We start from the raw sequence: 22,081 nt of genomic DNA on the forward strand, positions 1-22,081 counted from the left end.
AGAAAATAGATAGAAATCCTTTAGTAACTAGATAAAATCAATTGTTAAGAAACCTTAAGCGACCATTAATGAATGTTAATAGTTTATCTATTGACTGAATAGTTCTCAAATGATAATATCATTTACGTTGACAGGTTATATGATTGAATTGCATAAGCGTTTACATTTATCCCCCTTTTTAAATAAATGTAAATGGTCAATTCCGGCGCATTGGATGCGTCTTTTTTTTTGAATATTAATGGTAAAAAATGGCAGGTTGACTTATCCTTATAAAAGCAATAAACTAAAATAGATTCAAGCTTTAAAGGAGGGCGACATGCAAAAAAATAGAAAATTGATATTTAGCAGTTATTACGGTTTCAGCGTTATGAGTATGATCGTCATTTCATTTGGATCAACGATGCCTTACATAAGAGAGAACTTTAATTTTAACTACGAACTTGGGGGATTAATTCTCGCAATATTCTCATTCAGTTATTTGATCAATGGTTTTTTAAGTGGTCTACTGATTGATAAAATGGGCCATAAGCGTGTACTTCTGATGGGAAATATCGGTTATGTCCTTGGTCTTGTTTTGATTGCACTATCAATGAATCAGACATTCTTTTTTATTTCAGTTGCCGTTTTGGGAATTGGATGGGGTTTTTATAATACGACAGGCAATGTCATAATGAACGATGCTACAAAAGGTGACGGGAAAGCAATGCTACTATTACACATGTCATTTGGTGTTGGCGCATTTATATCGCCTTTAATATTTGGTTTTTTAATGAAACTAAGTCTAACTTGGAGAAGTTTTTACTTATTATTGGCAGTTTTTTCTGCATTGTCTTTTGCGGTCAATTTAAGACTGGAATTACCTGAGTTAGTAGATGAAGAAGTGAAAAAATCCAAGCTTAATCAACTTGAATTGAAAAAGATTGGATTATTTATGGCGATTTTATTCTTTTATGTAGGGGTTGAAAATGGATTTAGTGGTTGGATGACCAGTTATATAAAGGAATCAACTTCTATTGATGACACTTCAACACAAAGTTTGCTTTCAGTTCTTTGGCTAACCATGATATTGGGTCGATTGGGTATCGGTTTACTAGGTTCAAAGATTAGCAAAGTGTTTATGATTTTCATATCAAGTGTTTCGTTAATTGTTGGGATGCTTCTTTTTATCGTTTCAAATACATGGATGCCGATTTTAATCTCAGTAATTATAATTGGCGCTTCGATGTCTGGCATCTATCCATTGACGTTAGCGGATGCTAATCCTTATATCAAGGGATCTGGGCTAGCGACGGCTCTTGTGATTTCTGGTGGCGGCATGGGTGCATCAAGTATTCCGTACCTAAGTGGTAAATTTGCAGACATCTGGGGAACTGAGGCGATAATAACAACTCTTACAATTTCTACTGCAGTTTTAATTCTATGTACCTTTGCAAACTGGAAAATCAACCAAAAGAAATCGGAAGAAATTGAAGCAGAAAAAGTGGAAGAAATTAATGATTAAAGACCAAACGGACCTGTTTTTCAAGTTCTGAATAAAGTGGATGATCTGCTATTGGAGAAAGCAAGTTTAGTATTTCATAGTAATACCATTTTTGATCTTCATAGCCGGCATTAAAACGGTTCCATAATTGGTCGCCTAACGCATTGAGATTTCTGTAAATGCTTTTAATGTTCGTAAGCTTATCGACACAGACGATGAATAGAACATCAATCGGTGCTGTTCTTAATCGGGAAAGGTAGTTGAGCTTTCTATTTTTCCAAGTTTCACTCTTATCACATTCTGAACAGTAGTCCACATAAAGTCTGACAATTGGTCCAAATGCAAGTTCTATTTCATCCAGAGTTAATGGCGTATCTTCTACGGTATCATGGAGTATACCTGAAACGATAACTTCATCAGATAGATTGTTTTTTGCCAATATCATACCGACTTCTATAGGATGGGCAACATAAATGTCTTGATCAAGTTTTCTAATTTGACCCTCATGGGCTTTTATGGCTGTGTGGATCGCTTTATAGATATGCATAGTCGCTCCTTATGTTTTGATTATATTTTAACATAAGCAAAGCACATTAAATATATGTGAATTTTAAAATGTTTACAAGGAGTTATAAATGATTGGTGTAGATATGGTGGAATTGAATCGAATAAAAAAATCACTTGAGAAAAATGAGCGTTTTTTAGAACGCAATTTTACTGAAGCTGAGCGTGCTCTGTTCGCGGAGAAAAGTAATCCACTTCAATCGATAGCGGCAAATTTTGCTGGAAAAGAAGCCGTATCAAAGGTATTTGGTACAGGCATTCGTGGGTTTAATTTAAATGACATTAGTATTGAGCGTGATGCGTTAGGCAAACCTATCGTCATACTTTATAATGGTGCGCTTGAAAAAGCAAATCAATTGAAAATTCAAAGGGTTGAATTATCGCTTTCACATACTTCAGAACACGCTATAGCATTTGCAATGGCAATCTTTGAATCCGCGTAAAAAAGTGTGGTAATCGATTGTAAAAAGCGTTAAAATGGATGGGGTACGAAATTTATATAAGTGAGGTTTGAACATGAATCAATCAACACGACCAGTATGGGCGGAAATAAATTTGGATCATCTAGCACATAATATTTCTGAAGTAAGAAGGGTGACAAAAAAAGAAGCACTTGTTACTGCTGTTATAAAAGCAGATGGTTACGGTCATGGTGCGATTCAAATTGGTCAAACTTTGCTAAATAATGGCGCTGATAGATTTGCAGTAGCAACATTATCGGAGGCGTTACAGTTAAGAAGCTCTTTCCCTAGTGTTGAAATAATGGTGTTGGGCTATACGCCTGATGAATTGATCCATGATGCAATCTCAGCTAGAATCATTCAAACCGTTTATTCTTTGGAGCAAGCCATTTATTTTAATAGAATTGCTGCAAGTATGACATCAACACTAAAAGTACACGTTAAACTAGATACTGGAATGCGTCGAATTGGATTTGAATGTAATGAAGCGTCGGTGGATGATGTGGTTCAAATAGCGAACTTAGATCGCCTTGAGTTAGAAGGCATTTTTTCTCATTTCGCCGTTGCGGATGAGACCGATAAAACCTTTACGCATATGCAAGCACGCAAGTTCACTGATTTTGTTGAGCAGTTAAATGCAAAGGGTGTCAACATTCCAATAAAGCATATTTGTAATAGTGCAGGCATTATTGATTTTCCAGAATATCATTTCGATATGGTTAGAGCGGGTATAATGATGTATGGACTTTATCCTTCTACTGAAGTAGATATGAGTAAAGTTGTGCTGAGACAGGTTATGGCTTTGAAGGCTAAAGTCTCTCATGTTAAGATGATCGAAGCAGGTGAAGGCGTTAGTTATGGATTGAAATTTGTTTCGGAAAAACCGATGCAAGTTGCGACTTTGCCTCTGGGCTATGCAGATGGTTATACAAGACTCCTTACTGGAAAGGCAAAAGGATTGATTTCAGGAGAGTTAAAGCCAATTATTGGCAGAATCTGTATGGATCAATGTATGATTGCAGCTGACGAGCTTAAGGTTTCTGTTGGCGATATCGTCACCTTGTTTGGTAAAGATGATTGTGAAGCACTTTCAATAGATCAAATTGCTACTTGGCTGGGTACCATTAACTACGAAGTTGTTTGTATGATCGGTAAACGTGTGCCAAGGCATTATCATCGAAAAGGAACCTGTGAAATGGTTTATGATACAATTTTGAGGCAAAAATAGACATGAATGTGGTAGAATCAGTGAAATTGTGGTATGATTAAGATTATCTATGTGTAATAGCATAGTGGTAAACGGATATTTGATTGGAGATGATTAAAAGCGTGACTATTAAAAGAGGCGATGTCTTTTTTGCAGATCTTTCACCTGTTAGGGGATCCGAGCAAGGTGGACAAAGACCTGTATTGATTATACAAAACAATATTGGAAATAAATATAGCCCTACAGTGATTATCGCAGCTATAACAGCGAAAATTGCGAAAGCTAAGCTACCTACCCATGTAGAAGTTGGAGCTTCTCAGGTTGGGTTGTTAAAAGATTCAGTTGTCCTATTGGAACAAGTGAGAACGATTGACAAAACAAGATTGATACAAAAGCTCGGACAGCTAGAAGATGATGTGATGGTAAGAGTTGACAAAGCATTAATAATTAGCTTAGGGTTATATGATGATGCTACATAATACCTGTATATTTATATGCAGGTTTTTTCATGATGATGACGGAGGCGACTTTGAGAAAAAAAATATATTTGGCGATACTTTTAATAAGTTTAGTAGCAACAAGTGCCTTAGTTCTAGGCAGAGTTAACGTAGAAAAGCAGAGTAAGAGTGTTGAGATACTCGCTGATTATGAAGAGTTTGCAATCATGGCCGATCAGCAGGGGTTAACTGCTGAGGAAATGTTTGCTAAGCTAAAAGATGCCGGTGTAACTGGAGTAGCATTAAAAGAAGAAACACTTTTTTCCATGGTAGATGAACAAAAGGCAATCTCTTATGATCTACTAAAAAATGTCAAGAGTGATATTGACTGGGCTTCTAAGTATGGTGAGAAGGCAGCTGCATTTTTGGCGTCTGGAGAGGTTGATCCTTATAGCATCGTGGTCAGAACTTATGATGATTCTCTTTTTGAGTTTATGAAAAGTGGCATTGAAGCGAGATACGATGAAGCTTTTTATACCTTTTTTGATGAGTCAGTTAAAACCATCGTCCTAAACGGTACGATTAAAGACATTTATTATTCAGAAGATATTCGGTATAAAGATTATTTATCAAGAGGGGTTAAATTACCGAGAGTAGCAGTGTCTTCAACTATAGAAGATATTGGATTAGGCTTTGATCCTGAAAAAGTAGGACAGATTCAAGCATCAGGATTAGAAGTCAACTTAAGACCAAGTAATTTTGATCATTACAACACAAAAATTGTAGATGCTTATTTTGATGACGTTGAGAAATATAGTGCAATGCCCAATGCCATTATATTTAATGGTAGAGAAATCATGAGTTATAGTTCTGAAAAGGGAACCTATGATTTGGCTTTATACGATCGATTAAAAGAGCTCAATTTACCGATAGCAATGGTTGAAGCTGCTGATCAATTGGGCTTTACGGAGCAAAAGGGCATCGATGTATTAGCAAGAGACCTTGAGTACAATGTCGTTCGTGTATTCCCAATGATTGAATACATTCAACAAAGATACAATTACCTTGGCTACTATGAGGGTGGAAAAGAAATTGAGAATACCATGTATAGAGCCATTACTGAAAGAAACATTCGCACCATTTATTTTAGACCATATAAAGACAGTAAATTTACGTACTTCACTGATTTAGATGAATATAAAGTCACTTTTGATGGCTTAGCTAAGAGATTAGAGGCACATAATATTACTATTGGTAAACCTTCTGTTATGCCATATCATAATACTTCAATCTATTTGGTAATCCTTTCAGCATTTGGTTTGCTCATCCTTGGATTGATTCTATTAAAGTTGATATTTGATATGTCAGATCGATTTGGTACGATACTTTTAGGTTTAGGACTAGTGGGTATTGTGGGCATGAATTTTGTTGCACCAAATTTGAGCTTGGAAATTTTTGCTTTTGCAGCGGCTAACATTTTCCCAACATTGGCGATTTTATTTGCAATTGAGTTCACAAAAGATTTGGTTTTAAGTAAAAAAGTATTTACACTTAAAGGTATTTTAACCAAATTTGTTATTGCCCTGAGTGTATCGGTGATTATTTGTATCGTTGGTGGTCTTTATGTTGCAAGCTACCTTTCTAGAGCAGATTATCTACTTGAGATTAGCTTCTTTAGAGGGGTTAAAGTGAGTTTGGTTTTCCCAATCGTCGCATTTGTGGTGATCTATATTATTAAATATGGCTACAGACGTAATTTAGAGGACATTAACGACAATTCATTCTTTGTTTCAGATATTAAACGTTTCTTATTTGAGGACGTTAAGGTTTATTATGCATTAGTAGTTGCAGCGTTAGCAGGTGTATTTTATATCTATATCGCTAGATCTGGACATACGACAAGTATTGAAATATTGGACATAGAATTGATTTTTAGAAACTTCCTTGAGGATATACTATTGGCGCGACCTAGGAATAAAGAAATTTTCTTAGCCTTTCCTGCTTTAGCAGCTGGTATATTCTTCGCAGCTAGAAATTACAAAAAGCTACTGTTTCCGTGTCTTTTTGCGGCGACAATTGGGTTTGCTTCTGTTGTAAACACATTTTGCCATTCACGTGCACCAGTTTATCTATCAACTGTAAGAGGCTTAACCTCAATGGTCTTTTCATTGGTTATTGGTGCAATTGTTATCATAGTGTTAGAACTAATCAATAGGGCATTTGTGTCTTATTTTGGGAGTAAAAAATATGAGTAAAATTGTGATTTCCGGTTTTTATGGATTCCATAACATCGGAGATGAAGCTATTTTGAAGGCCTTGACACAGGAATTGATGGATCTAGATGCATCGATTGAAATCACAGTTTTATCGCATAACCCTGAAGAAACCATGTCTAAGTTTCCTGTTCAGGCAGTTAATCGACGTGATGTTTTTAAGGTGTTTAATGCGATAAGAAAATCGGATATTCTACTCAGTGGTGGTGGCAGTTTGCTTCAAGATGATACCAGTGCTAGAAGCATTCACTACTATTTGGCTATTTTAAGAATGGGACTTTTCTTAAGAAAAAAAGTATTTCTAATTAGCAATGGCATTGGCCCAATTAATCGACCTTCAAATCGAAAGCATGTTGCAAGAGTACTTAATCGAGTCAATCATTCAACCGTTAGAGATAATAATTCCAGAGAGCTTTTAATTGAGATAGGGGTTAAACCTGAAAAAGTTACTGTTTCTGCCGACTTAGTGGTTGGTATGCCAATGGAGTCTTTAGATAAAGGTGAAGCGATTTTAAGCAAGCTTGGAATCGTGGATCATTCTCGTAAAAATCTAGCAATTGCCATTAGACAAAAAGACTTTAGAGATCAAGAAAGACGTGATGCTCTAGTGACTTTAGCAAATGAGCTTGCGCAAGAATATAACGTTGTTTTTATACCGTTTTACTATAAAAACGATACTAAAATCTACAATGATATTCATATGGATACAGATGAACACGTTTATTTTATAACGGATAAATATAACTCTGATGAATTTATGAGCTTACTACAAAATATGCACATTCTTGTTGGCTCTCGTCTTCATTCATTGATTTTCTCTTTGGTAGCAGAAGTGCCATTTGTGGGCATAAGTTACGATCCAAAGATTGAGAATTTTATGGATATGATAGACATGAAGCCGGTCTGCTCCATGAGAAACTTTAATATCGATTCGATAAAAATTGGTGTAAAAGAGTTGGAACAAGATTACGAGCAATCTATCGTAAAAGTTTTGGCAGCCAAACAGAAGTTAAAGGATTGTCTTGCGCATAACGATGAGATGTTAAAAAAAGTGCTTTAGTAAATGGAGGATATATGTCGGATAAGACGACAGTTAAGATTTTTGGTGTAAAATTTGATAATGTTACTCTAGATGAGGCAAATCAAAAATTTATTACTTTTATGACTTCACCTAGATTAAAAACCATCTACACGCCAAACCCAGAAATCGTGATGATGGCAAATGAAGATCCTGAGTTTAAGAACGTTTTGAACGAAGGTGATATGGTTGTTCCTGATGGCATCGGAGTCGTTTTGGCATCAAAAGTACATCATCTAGGGATAAAATCAAGGGTACCTGGAATTGAAGTGATGGGCTTGATGCTTGAATATTGTAACCGCGCTGGAAAGTCAATTTATCTTTTTGGAGGCAAGCCAGGTGTAGCAGAAAATGCTGCAGAGAAAATTCTGGCAAAATATCCAAACTTAGCCATTGCTGGATTTAGAGATGGTTACTTTGATGAAAGCCAAGAACTGAAAATTCTTGATGAAATTAACGAAAAAAAACCGGATATTGTATTTGTTGCACTAGGCGCGCCAAAACAAGAAAAGTGGATTCATAAATATAAGAAAACGCTAAACGCATCCGTTGCAATGGGTGTAGGTGGTGCATTAGATGTTTGGGCGGGCAATGTAAAGCGAGCGCCTCTTGTTTTTCGTAAACTGGGCTTAGAATGGTTTTATCGTCTCTTAAAACAACCCTCTCGTTTGGGACGAATGATGATCTTACCAAAATTTATGATAAAAGCGATTTTCACAAAGCATATTGAAGGCTAAAAATATAACATTTTGACTTGGAGGTAGATATGGAAAATCAAACTATGGATGAAATGCTAGATCAATTTGGAATGACTGAGAAGCTTTATACAGGAGATATTGTAGAGGGAACAGTGATTTCATCTAATGCTGACGAAGTTATGGTAAACATTCGTTATATGGCAGATGGTATATTACCCAAAGCAGAACTTCCTGATGGCAATCCAATGGACTTCAGAGAAGGCGATCAGATTAAAGTCTACGTTATGAAACTAGATGATGGCGATGGCAACGTAATGCTTTCGTTAACAAAAGCCTATGAAGTCATCATCTGGGACGAATTTCAAGAGTTATTTAATAGTGGAAAATCTTTTAAAGTTAAAGTCAAAGAAGCCGTTAAAGGTGGCGTAGTTGCCCTATATAGAGGGGCGCGTGTCTTTATTCCTGCGTCGCAGTTATCATTGAGTTATGTTTCAGATCTAGCAGTATACGTAGGCAATACGCTTGAAGTAATTTTAACGGAATATTCAAGTGAAAATAAAAAGGTAGTTGCCTCTCACAAAGCGATCCTTCAAAAGCAAATGGCGGTAAAAAAAGCAGATTTAATATCAAGAATCAGCCCTGAAGATAAAATGACTGGGACGGTTGTGAGGATCGCCGATTACGGTGCATTTGTAGATTTAGGTGGAGTAGATGGTTTAATTCATATTTCACAAATGTCATGGAGAAGAGTCAAACATCCATCTGAAGTATTAAAAGAAGGCGACGTAGTAGAAGTTATCGTATTATCAGTTGATCGTGATAAAGAAAAAATTTCACTTAAATTGGCACAGGTACAGCAAAACCCTTGGGAGACAATTACTGAGCGCTATGCAGTTGAGGATATCGTGACTGGTAAAGTGACTAAGTATATGACCTTTGGTGTTTTTGTTGAAATAGAAGAAGGTGTGGAAGGTTTAATTCATATTTCTGAGCTATCAGAAGAACATGTGTCACGTCCGCAAGACATCGTTCAAATTGGCGATGAGGTTGAAGTAATGATTATTGAACTAGATGCTACTGCAAATAGAATGTCACTAAGCATGAAAGCGGTTGCATCAATCGATGAAGCAGATTACGAAGAATTTGCACAAGAAGAAGTTCAAAACACTACCTTATCCGATCTATTTGGAGATAAACTAAAAAAATTAAACCTTAAATAATGAATGAAGCCACAGATTCTTGAATCTGTGGCTTTTGATGTTTTCTAATGTGTTTTTCCGCATCGCTGATTAGGGTGGCGATAAAGGGGTAATATTTTATCAAATGGTTATAGTGAAATATGTATTTAGGAGGCCAGTATGGATAAGCTCAAATTAAAACCCGAACAACTTTACAACAGATGTGATCCAAGCTTACTAAGTTTTGATACTACGGAGGAATTGAGCCCAATCCGAGGTATAATCGGACAAGAACGTGCGAAAAAATCTATGACTTTTGGTCTCGGTGTGACTAAAAAGGGATATAACCTCTATGTTTCTGGACAATGGGGGACTGGAAGAAATAGTTTTGTTAATATGCTAACTGAAGAGCAAGCGATTAAACGACCTGCCCCAAGCGATTGGCTTTATGTTAATAATTTTAAAGACACTTATCATCCAATTGCAATACGTGTTGAGAATGGACAGGGCAAAAATATCATTAAACAAATCGAGCGCGCCATTCGATTTTTACGTCGTGGCATAATGGAAATTTTTTCTAGTCGCGATTATGAGAATGCAAAACAAAAATTAATTGAAGCATACAACGAACAGTCAAATACAATTGTAGAACGTTTAAATGAAGTGGGAAAAAAATACGGGTTTATGTTTTCGCTAACTGAAAAAGGGATCGTTAGCATTCCTCTTAAAGAGGGTAAGCCCATGAATGAAGAGGATTATCACAATATCTCTCAAAAAGACTATGAAGTCTTAATGAGCAATTCTCAAAAGTTAAGTCTTGAAACCATAGATTTGTTTAATAAGCTCAGGATGGAAGAGGAGAATCTTAGAACTCACCTTAAGAGTCTAGACGAGCAAATGGTTCGACATCTCGTAAAATTTCATTTAGAGGGCATTAAAGAGAAAAATAAAAATAACGAGGAAATTCGTCGTTATATTGATATGCTTGAAGACGATATAGTTGAAAATCTTGAGTTCTTTAAGGAAGAAGAAGAGGAAGAGGATGAAAGTAATCCTTTGGCTATATTCGCTGCAAGTAAAAACCCAGAAGCGTTCTTTGAGCGTTATCGTATCAATCTGTTTGTAGATAACAGTGAAGTCAAACATGCACCGGTTATTTTTGAGTCAAATCCAACCTACTATAATTTGGCGGGTAGTATCGAATATCAAAATGAAATGGGCGTGATGAAAACCGACTTTACAATGATTAAGCCTGGTGCACTCCATCTCGCGAATGGTGGTTACCTCATATTATTGGCAAAAGACATCCTAAGCAATCCATATTCTTGGAAAAGCTTAAAGAGAAGCTTGCTAGATGAAGCTGTGACAATCGACAGTAGAGCATCTTTTGCAGGTGCTTTAGTATCTCAAACGATTCGACCAGAGCCGATTCCTATTGATGTCAAAGTAATTATCATTGGTGACTATTACACCTATTCAGTATTAAATGCATATGATGAAGAATTTCAAAAACTGTTTAAGGTAATGGTTGACTTTGACGAGGAAATGGAACGAACACGTGAGAACATCGATCAATTTTCTAGATTTGTCTCTACCAAATGCCAAATGGAAGGGTTAAGTCACTTTACAGCAGAAGCAGTTGCTCTTTTAGTAGAACATGCAACGCGATTATCAGATGACCAATCTAAGCTAACCGCTCATTTAAAGACCATAGGTGATGTCATAATAGAAGCCGATGCGTGGTCAAGTTATTATAAAGAGAACTATGTCACAAGAGAACACGTACAAAAAGCACTTGATGAGCGTAAAATCAGGGCGAATAAGTACGAGGAAAACACGCTTTCACTTTATAAAGAGGGCGTTTATCTCATGGATGTAGATGGCTTTAAAATAGGTGAAATCAATGGACTTGCAGTTGTTGGTGCTGGACAGTATTCATTTGGTAAGCCGTCAAAAATAACTGTATCTACTTATCAAGGGCGTCAAGGAATCATCAATATTGAAAGAGAAGCTAGAACCAGTGGTAAAATTCACGATAAAGGCGTGATGATTCTAACGGGATTTCTAGGTCGTATGTTTGCTCAAGACAAACCATTGGCGTTGACAGCTAGTATCGTTTTTGAACAACTATACTCTGGTGTCGATGGCGATAGTGCATCTAGTACTGAACTTTACGCCTTGCTATCTGATTTGTCGGGCGTTCCTATTAATCAAGCGATTGCCGTTACTGGATCGGTTAACCAACGTGGGATCATTCAACCAATCGGTGGTGTAAATGAGAAAATTGAAGGTTATTATAATGTTTGCAAAATAAAAGGCTTGAACAATGAACAAGGTGTTATGATTCCGATTCAAAACGTAAAAAATTTAATGTTGAGCGAAGAAATCGTTGATGCAGTTAGAAAGGGAACCTTCCATATCTGGGCGATATCAAATGTAGATGAAGGTCTTGAAATTTTAACAGGTAGAAAGCCTGGTAAACGCACTTCTGCAGGTAGCTTTGAAAAAGGAACGATTTACCATTTAGTGGATGAACGGTTAAAATTACTAGCAAAAGATGGTCGTCCTACAAAAAAAGAATCGGGAGCATCAGAAAAGACGTCCCGAACAACTAAAAAAGCTAGTGAGTAAAAATTCTTAAACCAGTTTCAGTTAATAGCTTTAGTATTTTTTGATCATATTCATCTATTGGCAACTGTGAAACAACCTGACATTCAAAAGCGATTCCTATACTTGGGATCGCTTTTTTAAGTGACGTGAAAAATCGATCATAGAAGCCACCGCCGTAACCGAGCCTATAACCCTGTCGATCAAAAGCGACACCTGGTGTGAGAACTAATTCTATGTCTTCATTTGAGATTTGAACATGTGTGCTTGGATTGGGCTCAAGTATGCCATAGCTGTTTTTTACAAGAGTATTTAAATCGTCAACGAAATAAAAATGCATGGTTTTAAGTGTCATGTCAATAAGTGGTAAAACTAGCTTTTTCCTAGAAGCTAGGATGGATTGGTTGATGGTTTGCATTTCAATTTCATTTCTAAAGCTAACAAAGGATGCAACTGTTTTGGCAGTTTCAAATTCTGGCATAATTGTAAGTGATTTTAGAATAATCGATTCAGCTTTTTCTCTTTCGTCTGTAGTCATTCTATTTCGTTTTTCGAGAATTTCAGTTCTGATTTGCCTCTTGTCCATAAATTCACCTCGGTGTAATATTTATTTAATAATTATAATCAATTATACTATTAAAATCATCCTTAAGTATAGGTATAATGTATATAGGGTTTACGCGTGACACAACAATTAGTATAATAACAACAGAGCGTGAATTCTGTAAACGTTAACAGTGAACGACAAGTGCTGAATTGGGAGATTGATATGATAGAATTTCAAAATGTGACTAAAAAGTATGACAATGGTGTTCTAGCACTTGATAGAGTAAGTGTCAAAATAGATAAAGGTGAGTTTGTTTTTATCGTTGGCCCTAGTGGTGCGGGAAAATCAACTTTTATAAAAGCAGTTTTAAAGGAAGTCGATGTGACTAGTGGCCATATTGCAGTGGATGACATGGACATTACAAAGCTCCATAGACGACGTGTGCCATATTTGAGGCGAAAGGTTGGCGTTGTTTTCCAAGATTTTAGATTGTTGCCCAATAAGACAGTCTATGAAAATATTGCCTTTGCAATGGAAATAACGGGGACCCCACATCGTAACATTCGAAAGCAGGTTCCAATGATCTTAGCTTTAGTTGGATTAAATGGAAAAGGTAATTTTTATCCTAATCAACTATCTGGTGGTGAACAACAACGTGTTTCAATTGCACGATCAATTATCAATAATCCTCCTATTTTAATAGCAGATGAACCGACTGGAAACTTAGATCCGGATACTTCTTGGGAAATTATGAAAGTCTTGAGAACGATCAATCGTCGTGGTACCACTATTTTAATGGCAACGCACGATAGAGAAATAGTCGATATCATGAAAAAACGCGTCATTGCCCTAGAGAATGGACAGATAGCGAGAGATGACAAAGTGGGAGTGTACGGGTATGATGATTAAACCAATTTTTACTTTAAAAGAGGCATTTAAGAATCTTTGGCGAAATCGACTGATGAGCATTGCTTCAATATCATCGGTTTCAGCGACGCTTTTGATTCTAGGCATTATATTTGCATTAATTCTCAACATCAATGCAATGGCACAATCGGCCAAAGATCAATTTGATTCGATACAAGTTTATTTAAATGATGACCTAAGCAGCGATGAAGTAATTGCATTACAAGATAGAATTAAAAATGTTGAAGGCGTCTCCGACGTTGTTTATGAAAGTAAATCCGACGCATTAAAGAGGATGAAAGAATCTTGGCAAGATAATGCATATTTACTTGAAGGACTTGAGTCAAATCCATTACCCAGCTCATTAATTGTCTACTTGTCAGATATTTACTATTCCAGTAGCGTACTCAATGAGGTTCAAAACTTAAAAGGGATTGAAGAAATTAAATCCTACCAAGATATTGTAGAGCAACTTTTATCAATTACAGAAGGAATTAGAAAAACTGGGATAATTGTCATCTTTGTCTTAATTGCGATATCGACCTTTATCATTCACAATACGATAAAATTAACCGTTAACTCTAGACGACGTGAGATAAACATCATGAAATACGTTGGTGCAACCAACTGGTTTATTAGATGGCCATTTCTAGCAGAAGGTACAATTCTTGGTTTAATCGGTGCAGGACTTTCTGCTTTAGCGATGAAGTTTGCCTACGATTATGTCTTTGAAATGATGCATTCTGATTTTTACGTTTTAGTATCGGCATATGTGATTCCACCAACTGACTTAATGAAAGATGTCTTATTTTTATTCTTAATCATTGGAGCTGGAATTGGCGCACTTGGCAGTATATGGTCTATGCGTAAGTATCTAAACGTATAGGAGGACGAGATGAATAAAGATAAACTTAGATCCGTATTTTCTTTGTTTTTAGTGATTACACTTCTCGTAACAAGCATTTCGTTTGCAAATGATGAACTAAAAAAACGCGAACGGGAGCTAGAAGAACTCAATCAAAAATTAGAAGCCTTAGATGCTGAAATAGATGAAAATCGTAATCTACAAAGCCAAACCAATCAAAAAATTAACAGTGTCCAAAATAGCATTAAAACCTTGGAAGGCGAGATTGATCAGTTAAATATAAATATAGACAATACTGAGATTGCCATCGATGAAAAGACTAAGGAACTCGCTGAAGCAGAGGAAAAAATAGGCGAGAAGAATGAGCTTTTAAACGACCGTTTAAGAGTAATGTACAAGACGGGTACTATTGGATATGTTGAGGTTCTTTTCGGTGCAGAGGATTTCACTGATCTATTGTCTCGTATCGATATGATTCAAATGATCGTTGTCCACGATCAGAATTTAATCACATTTCTTAAAGAGCAAAGAGATATAGTTGCAACTAAAAAACTAGAGCTTGAAACCATTCAAGAAGAATTACTTGCACTAATTGATACGAAGCTTAAGAAGCAAGATGAGCTAACGGTTGCTCTTAATAATCTCATAGCATATAAGGAAGATTTGAAAAAAGATGAATCTTCAATGATTGAACTTGAAAAAGCAGCTCAAAATGATGCTGATCAACTGACGGATATTATTAAAAACATGAAACTGGCGGCTACCTATGTGGGTGGTGAAATGATGTGGCCAGTTCCTGGAAAATATTCGATAAGTTCATATTTTGGAAATAGGGTACATCCAATTTCTAAGGAATACACGATGCATACGGGGATCGATATTGAGTCGCCTAGAAAGACGCCATTTGTTGCAGCACAAACGGGAACCGTTGTCTTTGCCAACTGGTTTGCAGGATATGGAAAGGCAATTATAATCGATCACGGTGGCGGCTATACGACCTTATATGGTCACTTAGATGTAATAAGTGTCACAGTTGGCCAAGTCGTAAAAAAAGGAGAGGTTATCGGTCAAACTGGTAACACAGGATATTCAACAGGACCACATTTGCATTTTGAAGTTAGAATGAATGGCGAGTATGTGGATCCGTTGACTTATGTAAAAGGAAATTGAGGTGTATAAATTGAGAAAATCAAACGTTGTCATATTAAGCTTATTTTTAGTTGCGATCACAGCACTATCTACATTTTTTGTTACAACTTTACTTCAAGTGAATACAGGTGACAAGGTGGTTATTAGCCAATCAGCTCTCGATAGTTATCAATCGTTTGTGGATGAGTATCGAGAAGTTGAAGAGTTAAAAAACTATATCGAGCAAAATTACTACAAGGATGTAACTGATGAAACGTTGGTAGAGGGTATGAAAAAAGGGATCTTCGAAATTTTAAATGACCCTTACTCAGTATTCATGAATGACGAAGAGTTTAAAGACTATATGGAATCTTCATCAGGCGAGTATCCTGGAATAGGGATTTATTTAGCTCCAAATGACGACAATGAGATTGAAATAGTATCACCTATCGAAGATACACCTGCAGATCGTGCTGGGTTAATTGCAAAGGATTTAATTATTGGTGTGAATGGCGATACTGTAAATGCCGATGTGATGGATGAAGCGATTGCTACGATAAAAGGTGAACCGGGTACTCCTGTAACACTGACGATTTATCGACCTTCTAACAAAGAAAAATTCGATGTTGAAATTGTAAGAGAATGGATTGATATTAAGGTTGCTAAATCAAGAATGCTAGATGATCAAATAGGCTACTTGAGATTGACGATGTTTGACGAGCATGCTGCTGCAGAGTTTGAAAAACATATGGATGCACTTTTGAAAGATGGCGCTAAGGGTGTAATTATTGATTTAAGACAAAATCCAGGTGGTTATTTAAGTCAATGTGTTGAAATTGCAGATCAACTCCTTGGCGAAGGTATGATTGTATACACTGAAAGCCGCAATGGTGATAATGAAGAATATACTTCTGACGCATCAAAATACGATACAAAAATAGTTGTATTGGTTGATGGCGGATCGGCTAGTGCCTCTGAAATATTAACGGGTGCCTTAAAAGATCATAAAGCTGCTACTATTGTTGGAACGACAACCTTTGGTAAAGGAATCGTTCAAATCGTTAAACCTTATAATGCTGAAACTGGTTTTAAATTAACGACTTCTGAATACTTCACGCCAAATGGGGTAAATATTCATGGCGTAGGTATTGAACCAGATGTCGTTGTAGAACTAGACGAATCCTACTATGAACTTGAAAATCCAACAGATGCAGATGATAACCAATTACAAAAAGCAATTGAAATCATGAATACCGAATTAGGAAACTAAGCCATTAGGAGGCATTATGGATACTGCAAGGTATAAATCTGAGGCCGATGAAATAAAGAAATTAATTGATCGAATTTCAGTAGCGGTAGATGATCAAACCATTATAGAGAAGAAGGTCGAAAAAGAACCTGAGGTGAATTTTGGTATCATTGGATTGACTATTTTGGGCACTATAATTGCCATGATGACACTCTTAACATATTGGTTAACAAGATAACATGACAACCTAGATAAGCGATTTCATCGCGTATCTAGGTTGAATTATTTTATAGAGAATCTATTTGACGCTTTTGGTGTAAAGCTATATAATGTAAAGAGAACACTTGTTCGGAGGTGTAAATGAATCAGTTCGTTGTAAAATCAGAGTTTAAACCAACAGGAGATCAGCCTAAGGCGATAGAGCATATAGTCGAGCGAATAGAAAGTGGGAAAGAACACAGTATACTACTTGGTGTTACTGGTTCTGGTAAAACTTTTACAGTTGCTAACATCATTGAAAAAGTACAAAAGCCTACATTAATTATTGCTCATAATAAGACGTTAGCCGCCCAGTTGGCTGGCGAGTTTAAAGAGTTTTTTCCAGATAATGCGGTTGAATTTTTTGTATCGTATTACGATTATTATCAACCTGAGGCATATGTTGCACATTCGGATACTTATATTGAAAAAGATGCTTCTATTAATGAAGAAATAGATAAACTAAGGCATAGTGCGACTTCGGCACTATTTGAAAGAAGAGACGTGATCATTGTCGCATCCGTATCCTGTATTTATGGACTGGGTGACCCGATTGATTATTCAAGTATGACTTTGTCCATACGACCTGGAATGGAGAAGTCAAGAGATGAGATTTTAAAAAGGTTAATCGATATTCAGTATATGCGAAATGATTTGAATTTTACTCGTAATACATTTAGAGTACGGGGCGATATTATTGAAATTATGCCTTCATATGAGTTTGAGCGTGCTTATAGAATTGAACTGTTTGGCGATGAAATCGAACGCATAGGGGAGATCAATGCACTAACAGGTGAAATATTAGGCTATAGAAACCATCTTACCATTTACCCTGCATCGCACTACGTAACCCCTAAAGATAAGTTAGAGGCTGCAATTGTTAAGATTGAAGCTGAACTTGAAGACCGTGTAAAGTATTTTAAGGACAATAATAAATTAATAGAAGCTCAGCGGATAGAACAAAGAACTCGTTACGATATTGAAATGCTAAGAGAAGTTGGTTTTTGCCAAGGCATCGAAAATTATTCAAGTGTGCTTTCTGGAAGGCCAATTGGGAGTCGTCCATATACATTAATTGATTATTTCCCAGATGACTTTTTACTTGTTATCGACGAATCTCATGTTACGATTCCTCAGGTAAGAGCGATGTACGGTGGAGATAGAACGAGAAAACAGTCGCTGGTTGATTATGGATTTAGGCTCCCGTCGGCGATGGACAATCGTCCATTAAATTTTACTGAATTTGAAACCTTGATTCCACAGTCACTCTATGTTAGTGCAACGCCTGGTCCCTATGAGTATGAAAAATGCGAAGCGATTACAGAACAGATTATCAGGCCAACAGGATTACTAGACCCACACATAGACGTAAGACCGATTAAGGGTCAGATAGATGATTTGTACAGTGAAATCACGATGCGTATCGAGCGCAATGAAAGAGTCCTAGTAACTACCTTAACTAAGAAAATGGCAGAAGATTTAACCGATTATTTTAAAAAGCTTGAACTAAAAGTTAGATACATGCACTCTGATATAAAAACATTAGAGAGAATGGAAATTATACGGGATTTTAGAAAAGGCGTTTTTGATGTGTTGATTGGCATTAACTTACTTCGTGAGGGGTTAGATTTACCCGAAGTATCCCTAGTGGCGATTCTAGATGCAGATAAAGAGGGCTTTTTACGTTCTGAAACATCACTGGTTCAAACGATCGGCCGTGCTGCAAGAAATATTAATGGTAAAGTCGTTATGTATGCAGATCGTATTACAGATTCTATGAAGTATGCGATTGATGAAACCAATCGTCGTAGACAGATTCAAGAGGATTACAATACGCAAAATGGTATCGTACCTAGGGGTATTGTTAAAGGCATAAGAGAAGTTATCGAAGCGACGGTTGCTGCAGATTCAGTAGAAGAATATAAAGCAGAGCAAATTAAATCCATGAGTAAAGCAGAGCTTAAAGATTATATCGTTCAACTTGAAGAAGAGATGTTTGCAGCATCAAGAACTTTACAGTTTGAAAGAGCAGCTGAACTGCGTGATATGATTGTTGAATTAAAGACTTTAAAGGTAAAGTAAGATTAGAAGAGGACATTTTATGAGTAAAAACACCATTTATGTAAAAGGTGCGAAAGAGCACAATTTAAAAAATATTGATGTTTCGATACCTAGAGACCAATTGGTAGTCGTAACGGGACTTAGTGGTTCAGGTAAGTCGTCTCTTGCATTTGATACGATCTACGCTGAGGGACAAAGAAGATATGTAGAAAGCTTGTCCTCATATGCAAGACAGTTCTTAGGACAAATGGAAAAACCAGATGTCGAGTATATAGAAGGCTTGTCACCTGCGATTTCCATTGACCAAAAGACTACCAGTCGTAATCCACGCTCTACTGTAGGTACAGTAACGGAGATATATGATTATTTAAGACTGTTATATGCAAGAGTCGGGATTCCGCATTGTCCAGTTTGTGGCATCGAGATTTTACCACAGACTGTCGATCAGATTGTCGATAAAGTATTTATGATCGAAGAAGGTAAAAGGATACAAATCTTAGCACCAATGATTACAGGGAAGAAAGGCCAACATCAAAAACTTCTTGAAGCGCTAAAAAAAGAAGGCTATGTACGTGCACGAATTAATGGAGAAGCAAGGGACTTAAGTGAAACCATTGAACTTGAAAAAAATAAAAAGAATACAATTGAAGTCGTTGTCGATCGATTGGTGATTAAACCAGACATTCAACAAAGACTAACAGATTCTATTGAAATTGCTTTAAAGTTAGCTGAAGGCGTTGTAACCATTAATATATTAGATGAAGAGGATATAACATTTAATACGAAATTTGCCTGTTCAGAACACGGTCATGGAATTGCGGAAATGGAACCGAGAATGTTTTCGTTCAACGCACCATACGGTGCTTGCCCTGATTGTAATGGACTTGGTTTTACTAAAAAAGTAGATCCAGAGCTACTGGTTCCAGATCAAAGAATATCCGTAAGTGAAGGTGCGTTACTGCCAATAGCGAATAGTGCTGACGGTACTTTTTATGTCAATATGATTCACGCTTTAATTGAGGAAGCAGGTGCGTCTATCGATACGCCTTTTAGAGACTTACCAGAAAAAGTAAAGCACGAAATCTTTTTTGGTACAGGTGATCGGAAAGTGAAATTTATGTACGATAGCAAATACGTAGGTGAAGCAGAGTTTAATCGCCCCTTTGAAGGACTTGTTAATAACTATGAGAGAAGATATGCAGCTACCAACTCTGAATATATTCGTTCAAAAATTGATGAGTTTATGAGCTTAATTGAGTGTGATACCTGTCATGGAAGACGACTTAAAGATGAAGTGCTTGCAGTTACTGTTGGCGGGTTAAATATCCACGAAGTGACAAGCTTATCGGTTAAAGAGGCAGTTCATTTCTTCGAAAAATTATCATTAGATACTACCAATACACAGATTGCTGAGCAAATTTTAAAAGAAATCAATGCACGTTTGATGTTCCTTAAAAACGTAGGACTAGAATATCTGTCGCTATCAAGGGCTGCTAGTACACTATCGGGTGGAGAATCACAGAGGATTCGTTTGGCAACTCAAATTGGTTCGGGCTTAGTGGGGGTATTATATATTCTCGATGAACCAAGTATTGGATTGCACCAAAAAGACAATCAAAAACTTTTGAAAACTCTGAGAGATTTAACCGATTTGGGAAATACGCTTTTGGTTGTTGAACATGACGATGATACAATCCGTGAAGCAGATTATATTTTAGATTTAGGTCCAGGTGCTGGTGAGCATGGTGGACATATTATCGCAGAAGGGAATCTAAAAGCGATATTATCCAATAAAAATTCCATAACGGGTCAATATTTAAGTGGTAGAAAGAAAATTCTTTATCCAGCGCTTAGACGACCAGTTTCAGATAAAATGATCAAAATCATCGGTGCAACAGAGAATAACTTAAAGAATATTGATGTAGATATACCACTAGGTGTATTATGTGCAATAACAGGTGTATCGGGCTCCGGCAAGAGTACCTTGATCAATGAGATTTTATATAAGTCATGTGCTATTGCGATTAATAAAAGTAGAATTAAAGCAGGAAAGCATGATAATATACTTGGACTTGAAAATATTGATAAAATCATAGAAATTGATCAATCGCCAATTGGTAGAACGCCAAGGTCGAATCCAGCTACCTATACAGGCGTGTTTGATATGATTCGCGACTTATTTGCACAGGTCCCTGAAGCAAAGATGAGAGGCTACCAAAAAGGTCGTTTTAGCTTCAATGTCAGTGGTGGTAGATGTGAACACTGTAAAGGCGATGGTATTATAAAAATTGAGATGCACTTTTTGCCTGATGTTTACGTCCAATGCGATGTCTGTAAAGGAAAACGCTATAATAGAGAGACATTGGAAGTAAAGTATAAAGGTAAAAACATTGCAGATGTTCTCAATATGACAGTTGAAGAAGGGCTGGAGTTCTTTTCCAATATTCCAAGAATTAAAAGAAAATTAAAAACGCTTCATGAAGTTGGGCTAGATTATATTCGATTGGGTCAACCTTCTACACAGCTTTCTGGTGGTGAAGCGCAAAGAATTAAACTTGCAACTGAACTTAGTAAAGTAAGCACTGGCAAAACACTGTACATTTTAGATGAACCGACAACTGGACTGCATACTGCAGACGTTCATAATCTTATTAGCGTGTTACAAAGATTAGTTGATGCTGGCAATACTGTAGTCGTGATTGAGCATAATTTAGATGTAATTAAATGCTCAGATTATATCGTAGACTTAGGTCCAGATGGTGGTGATAACGGTGGAACAGTTATAGCGACTGGAACACCTGAGGAAGTTTCAAAGGTCAAGGGATCTTATACGGGTGAATTTTTAGAGCGTATGTTAATTGAAGATTACAAGGAAAAGGATAAAACAAAGAAAACATCTTCAAAATCATCTTCAAAAGCATCAAAATCTTCAAAAGCATCAACCGAAGATGTAAGTCCAGAGTAAATCAATCATAGCGTATGTACATCTTATTATAGACCAAAAGAATATCTAAAAGAATATCTTATAGTAATCCAATATTTAGGACCTGATTCGCTGAATCAGGTCGCTTTTGTATAGGCGTA

General features: G+C 36.5%; 18 protein-coding genes. 16 read left to right on the forward strand and 2 right to left on the reverse strand.

Annotation, left to right across the window (positions count from 1 at the left end; all coding sequences use genetic code 11):
• The first annotated feature begins 316 nt into the window (after nt 1–316).
• Nucleotides 317–1,501 carry an MFS transporter gene (locus tag AC4PID_RS12835; protein WP_492132402.1) on the forward strand — a complete coding sequence of 395 codons (1,185 nt, stop codon included), beginning with the start codon at nt 317–319 and terminating at the stop codon, nt 1,499–1,501.
• On the opposite strand, the gene AC4PID_RS12840 is transcribed toward AC4PID_RS12835, so the two are convergent.
• Nucleotides 1,491–2,027 carry an HD domain-containing protein gene (locus AC4PID_RS12840; RefSeq protein WP_492132403.1) on the reverse strand — a complete coding sequence of 179 codons (537 nt, stop codon included), beginning with the start codon at nt 2,025–2,027 and terminating at the stop codon, nt 1,491–1,493. The genes AC4PID_RS12835 and AC4PID_RS12840 overlap by 11 nt on opposite strands.
• An 88-nt stretch (nt 2,028–2,115) precedes the next feature.
• Here AC4PID_RS12840 and acpS point away from each other — a divergent pair, with 88 nt between their 5' ends.
• From acpS to AC4PID_RS12880, 8 genes are all read left to right on the forward strand, one after another.
• A complete protein-coding gene (gene acpS, locus AC4PID_RS12845; protein ID WP_492132404.1) occupies nt 2,116–2,487 on the forward strand; it encodes a holo-ACP synthase in 372 nt (123 codons plus the stop codon).
• Nucleotides 2,488–2,560: 73 nt separating this feature from the next.
• Nucleotides 2,561–3,733 (forward strand): alanine racemase, encoded by a 1,173-nt coding sequence (gene alr, locus AC4PID_RS12850; protein ID WP_492132405.1) that lies wholly within the window; start codon nt 2,561–2,563, stop codon nt 3,731–3,733.
• Between the two features lie 89 nt (nt 3,734–3,822).
• On the forward strand, nt 3,823–4,191 hold the full coding sequence (locus AC4PID_RS12855; protein WP_492132406.1) for a type II toxin-antitoxin system PemK/MazF family toxin: 369 nt from the start codon (nt 3,823–3,825) through the stop codon (nt 4,189–4,191).
• A 50-nt stretch (nt 4,192–4,241) separates the two neighbouring features.
• Entirely contained in the window at nt 4,242–6,404 is a 2,163-nt protein-coding gene (locus AC4PID_RS12860) for a DUF5693 family protein (RefSeq protein ID WP_492132407.1), read from the forward strand.
• On the forward strand, nt 6,397–7,482 hold the full coding sequence (csaB, locus tag AC4PID_RS12865) for a polysaccharide pyruvyl transferase CsaB (protein ID WP_492132408.1): 1,086 nt from the start codon (nt 6,397–6,399) through the stop codon (nt 7,480–7,482). Before AC4PID_RS12860 ends, csaB begins: the two co-directional genes overlap by 8 nt.
• A 14-nt stretch (nt 7,483–7,496) precedes the next feature.
• Nucleotides 7,497–8,237, forward strand: a complete 741-nt coding sequence (locus AC4PID_RS12870; RefSeq protein ID WP_492132409.1) for a WecB/TagA/CpsF family glycosyltransferase — start codon at nt 7,497–7,499, stop codon at nt 8,235–8,237.
• Between the two features lie 29 nt (nt 8,238–8,266).
• Nucleotides 8,267–9,418: a 30S ribosomal protein S1 gene (rpsA, locus tag AC4PID_RS12875; RefSeq protein ID WP_492132410.1), complete on the forward strand. Its 1,152-nt coding sequence runs from the start codon at nt 8,267–8,269 to the stop codon at nt 9,416–9,418.
• A gap of 138 nt (nt 9,419–9,556) precedes the next feature.
• The gene (locus tag AC4PID_RS12880) at nt 9,557–12,007 is read left to right on the forward strand and encodes an AAA family ATPase (RefSeq protein ID WP_492132411.1); all 2,451 of its coding nucleotides are present in this window, start codon (nt 9,557–9,559) and stop codon (nt 12,005–12,007) included.
• Here AC4PID_RS12880 and AC4PID_RS12885 read toward each other — a convergent pair.
• A complete protein-coding gene (locus AC4PID_RS12885; protein WP_492132412.1) occupies nt 11,997–12,569 on the reverse strand; it encodes a 5-formyltetrahydrofolate cyclo-ligase in 573 nt (190 codons plus the stop codon). The genes AC4PID_RS12880 and AC4PID_RS12885 overlap by 11 nt on opposite strands.
• Before the next feature lie 183 nt (nt 12,570–12,752).
• On the opposite strand from AC4PID_RS12885, the gene ftsE reads away from it, so the two are divergent.
• The 7 genes from ftsE to uvrA all read left to right on the forward strand — a co-directional run bounded on the left by ftsE (nt 12,753) and on the right by uvrA (nt 21,962).
• Complete coding sequence (ftsE, locus tag AC4PID_RS12890; protein WP_492132413.1) at nt 12,753–13,439, forward strand: cell division ATP-binding protein FtsE; 687 nt, start codon at nt 12,753–12,755, stop codon at nt 13,437–13,439.
• Nucleotides 13,429–14,322, forward strand: a complete 894-nt coding sequence (ftsX, locus tag AC4PID_RS12895; RefSeq protein ID WP_492132414.1) for a permease-like cell division protein FtsX — start codon at nt 13,429–13,431, stop codon at nt 14,320–14,322. Before ftsE ends, ftsX begins: the two co-directional genes overlap by 11 nt.
• Nucleotides 14,323–14,331: 9 nt before the next feature.
• A complete protein-coding gene (locus AC4PID_RS12900; RefSeq protein ID WP_492132415.1) occupies nt 14,332–15,471 on the forward strand; it encodes a murein hydrolase activator EnvC family protein in 1,140 nt (379 codons plus the stop codon).
• Nucleotides 15,472–15,481: 10 nt separating this feature from the next.
• Nucleotides 15,482–16,699: a S41 family peptidase gene (locus AC4PID_RS12905; protein WP_492132416.1), complete on the forward strand. Its 1,218-nt coding sequence runs from the start codon at nt 15,482–15,484 to the stop codon at nt 16,697–16,699.
• A gap of 16 nt (nt 16,700–16,715) precedes the next feature.
• Nucleotides 16,716–16,916 carry a hypothetical protein gene (locus AC4PID_RS12910; protein WP_492132417.1) on the forward strand — a complete coding sequence of 67 codons (201 nt, stop codon included), beginning with the start codon at nt 16,716–16,718 and terminating at the stop codon, nt 16,914–16,916.
• Between the two features lie 122 nt (nt 16,917–17,038).
• The gene (gene uvrB, locus AC4PID_RS12915) at nt 17,039–19,018 is read left to right on the forward strand and encodes an excinuclease ABC subunit UvrB (protein WP_492132418.1); all 1,980 of its coding nucleotides are present in this window, start codon (nt 17,039–17,041) and stop codon (nt 19,016–19,018) included.
• Between the two features lie 19 nt (nt 19,019–19,037).
• Nucleotides 19,038–21,962, forward strand: coding sequence for an excinuclease ABC subunit UvrA (gene uvrA, locus AC4PID_RS12920; protein ID WP_492132419.1), 2,925 nt, complete (start codon nt 19,038–19,040; stop codon nt 21,960–21,962).
• The last annotated feature ends 119 nt before the right edge of the window (nt 21,963–22,081 follow it).

Source organism: Fusibacter sp. QWL-12 (assembly GCF_058683495.1).

What these genes read in the sequence shown, in the direction of transcription:
- AC4PID_RS12835 (WP_492132402.1), top strand. Translation starts at nt 317, where the DNA reads ATGCAAAAAAATAGAAAATTGATATTTAGCAGTTATTACGGTTTCAGC.
- AC4PID_RS12840 (WP_492132403.1), bottom strand. Translation starts at nt 2,027, where the DNA reads ATGCATATCTATAAAGCGATCCACACAGCCATAAAAGCCCATGAGGGT.
- acpS (WP_492132404.1), top strand. Translation starts at nt 2,116, where the DNA reads ATGATTGGTGTAGATATGGTGGAATTGAATCGAATAAAAAAATCACTT.
- alr (WP_492132405.1), top strand. Translation starts at nt 2,561, where the DNA reads ATGAATCAATCAACACGACCAGTATGGGCGGAAATAAATTTGGATCAT.
- AC4PID_RS12855 (WP_492132406.1), top strand. Translation starts at nt 3,823, where the DNA reads ATGATTAAAAGCGTGACTATTAAAAGAGGCGATGTCTTTTTTGCAGAT.
- csaB (WP_492132408.1), top strand. Translation starts at nt 6,397, where the DNA reads ATGAGTAAAATTGTGATTTCCGGTTTTTATGGATTCCATAACATCGGA.
- AC4PID_RS12870 (WP_492132409.1), top strand. Translation starts at nt 7,497, where the DNA reads ATGTCGGATAAGACGACAGTTAAGATTTTTGGTGTAAAATTTGATAAT.
- rpsA (WP_492132410.1), top strand. Translation starts at nt 8,267, where the DNA reads ATGGAAAATCAAACTATGGATGAAATGCTAGATCAATTTGGAATGACT.
- AC4PID_RS12880 (WP_492132411.1), top strand. Translation starts at nt 9,557, where the DNA reads ATGGATAAGCTCAAATTAAAACCCGAACAACTTTACAACAGATGTGAT.
- AC4PID_RS12885 (WP_492132412.1), bottom strand. Translation starts at nt 12,569, where the DNA reads ATGGACAAGAGGCAAATCAGAACTGAAATTCTCGAAAAACGAAATAGA.
- ftsE (WP_492132413.1), top strand. Translation starts at nt 12,753, where the DNA reads ATGATAGAATTTCAAAATGTGACTAAAAAGTATGACAATGGTGTTCTA.
- ftsX (WP_492132414.1), top strand. Translation starts at nt 13,429, where the DNA reads ATGATGATTAAACCAATTTTTACTTTAAAAGAGGCATTTAAGAATCTT.
- AC4PID_RS12900 (WP_492132415.1), top strand. Translation starts at nt 14,332, where the DNA reads ATGAATAAAGATAAACTTAGATCCGTATTTTCTTTGTTTTTAGTGATT.
- AC4PID_RS12910 (WP_492132417.1), top strand. Translation starts at nt 16,716, where the DNA reads ATGGATACTGCAAGGTATAAATCTGAGGCCGATGAAATAAAGAAATTA.
- uvrB (WP_492132418.1), top strand. Translation starts at nt 17,039, where the DNA reads ATGAATCAGTTCGTTGTAAAATCAGAGTTTAAACCAACAGGAGATCAG.
- uvrA (WP_492132419.1), top strand. Translation starts at nt 19,038, where the DNA reads ATGAGTAAAAACACCATTTATGTAAAAGGTGCGAAAGAGCACAATTTA.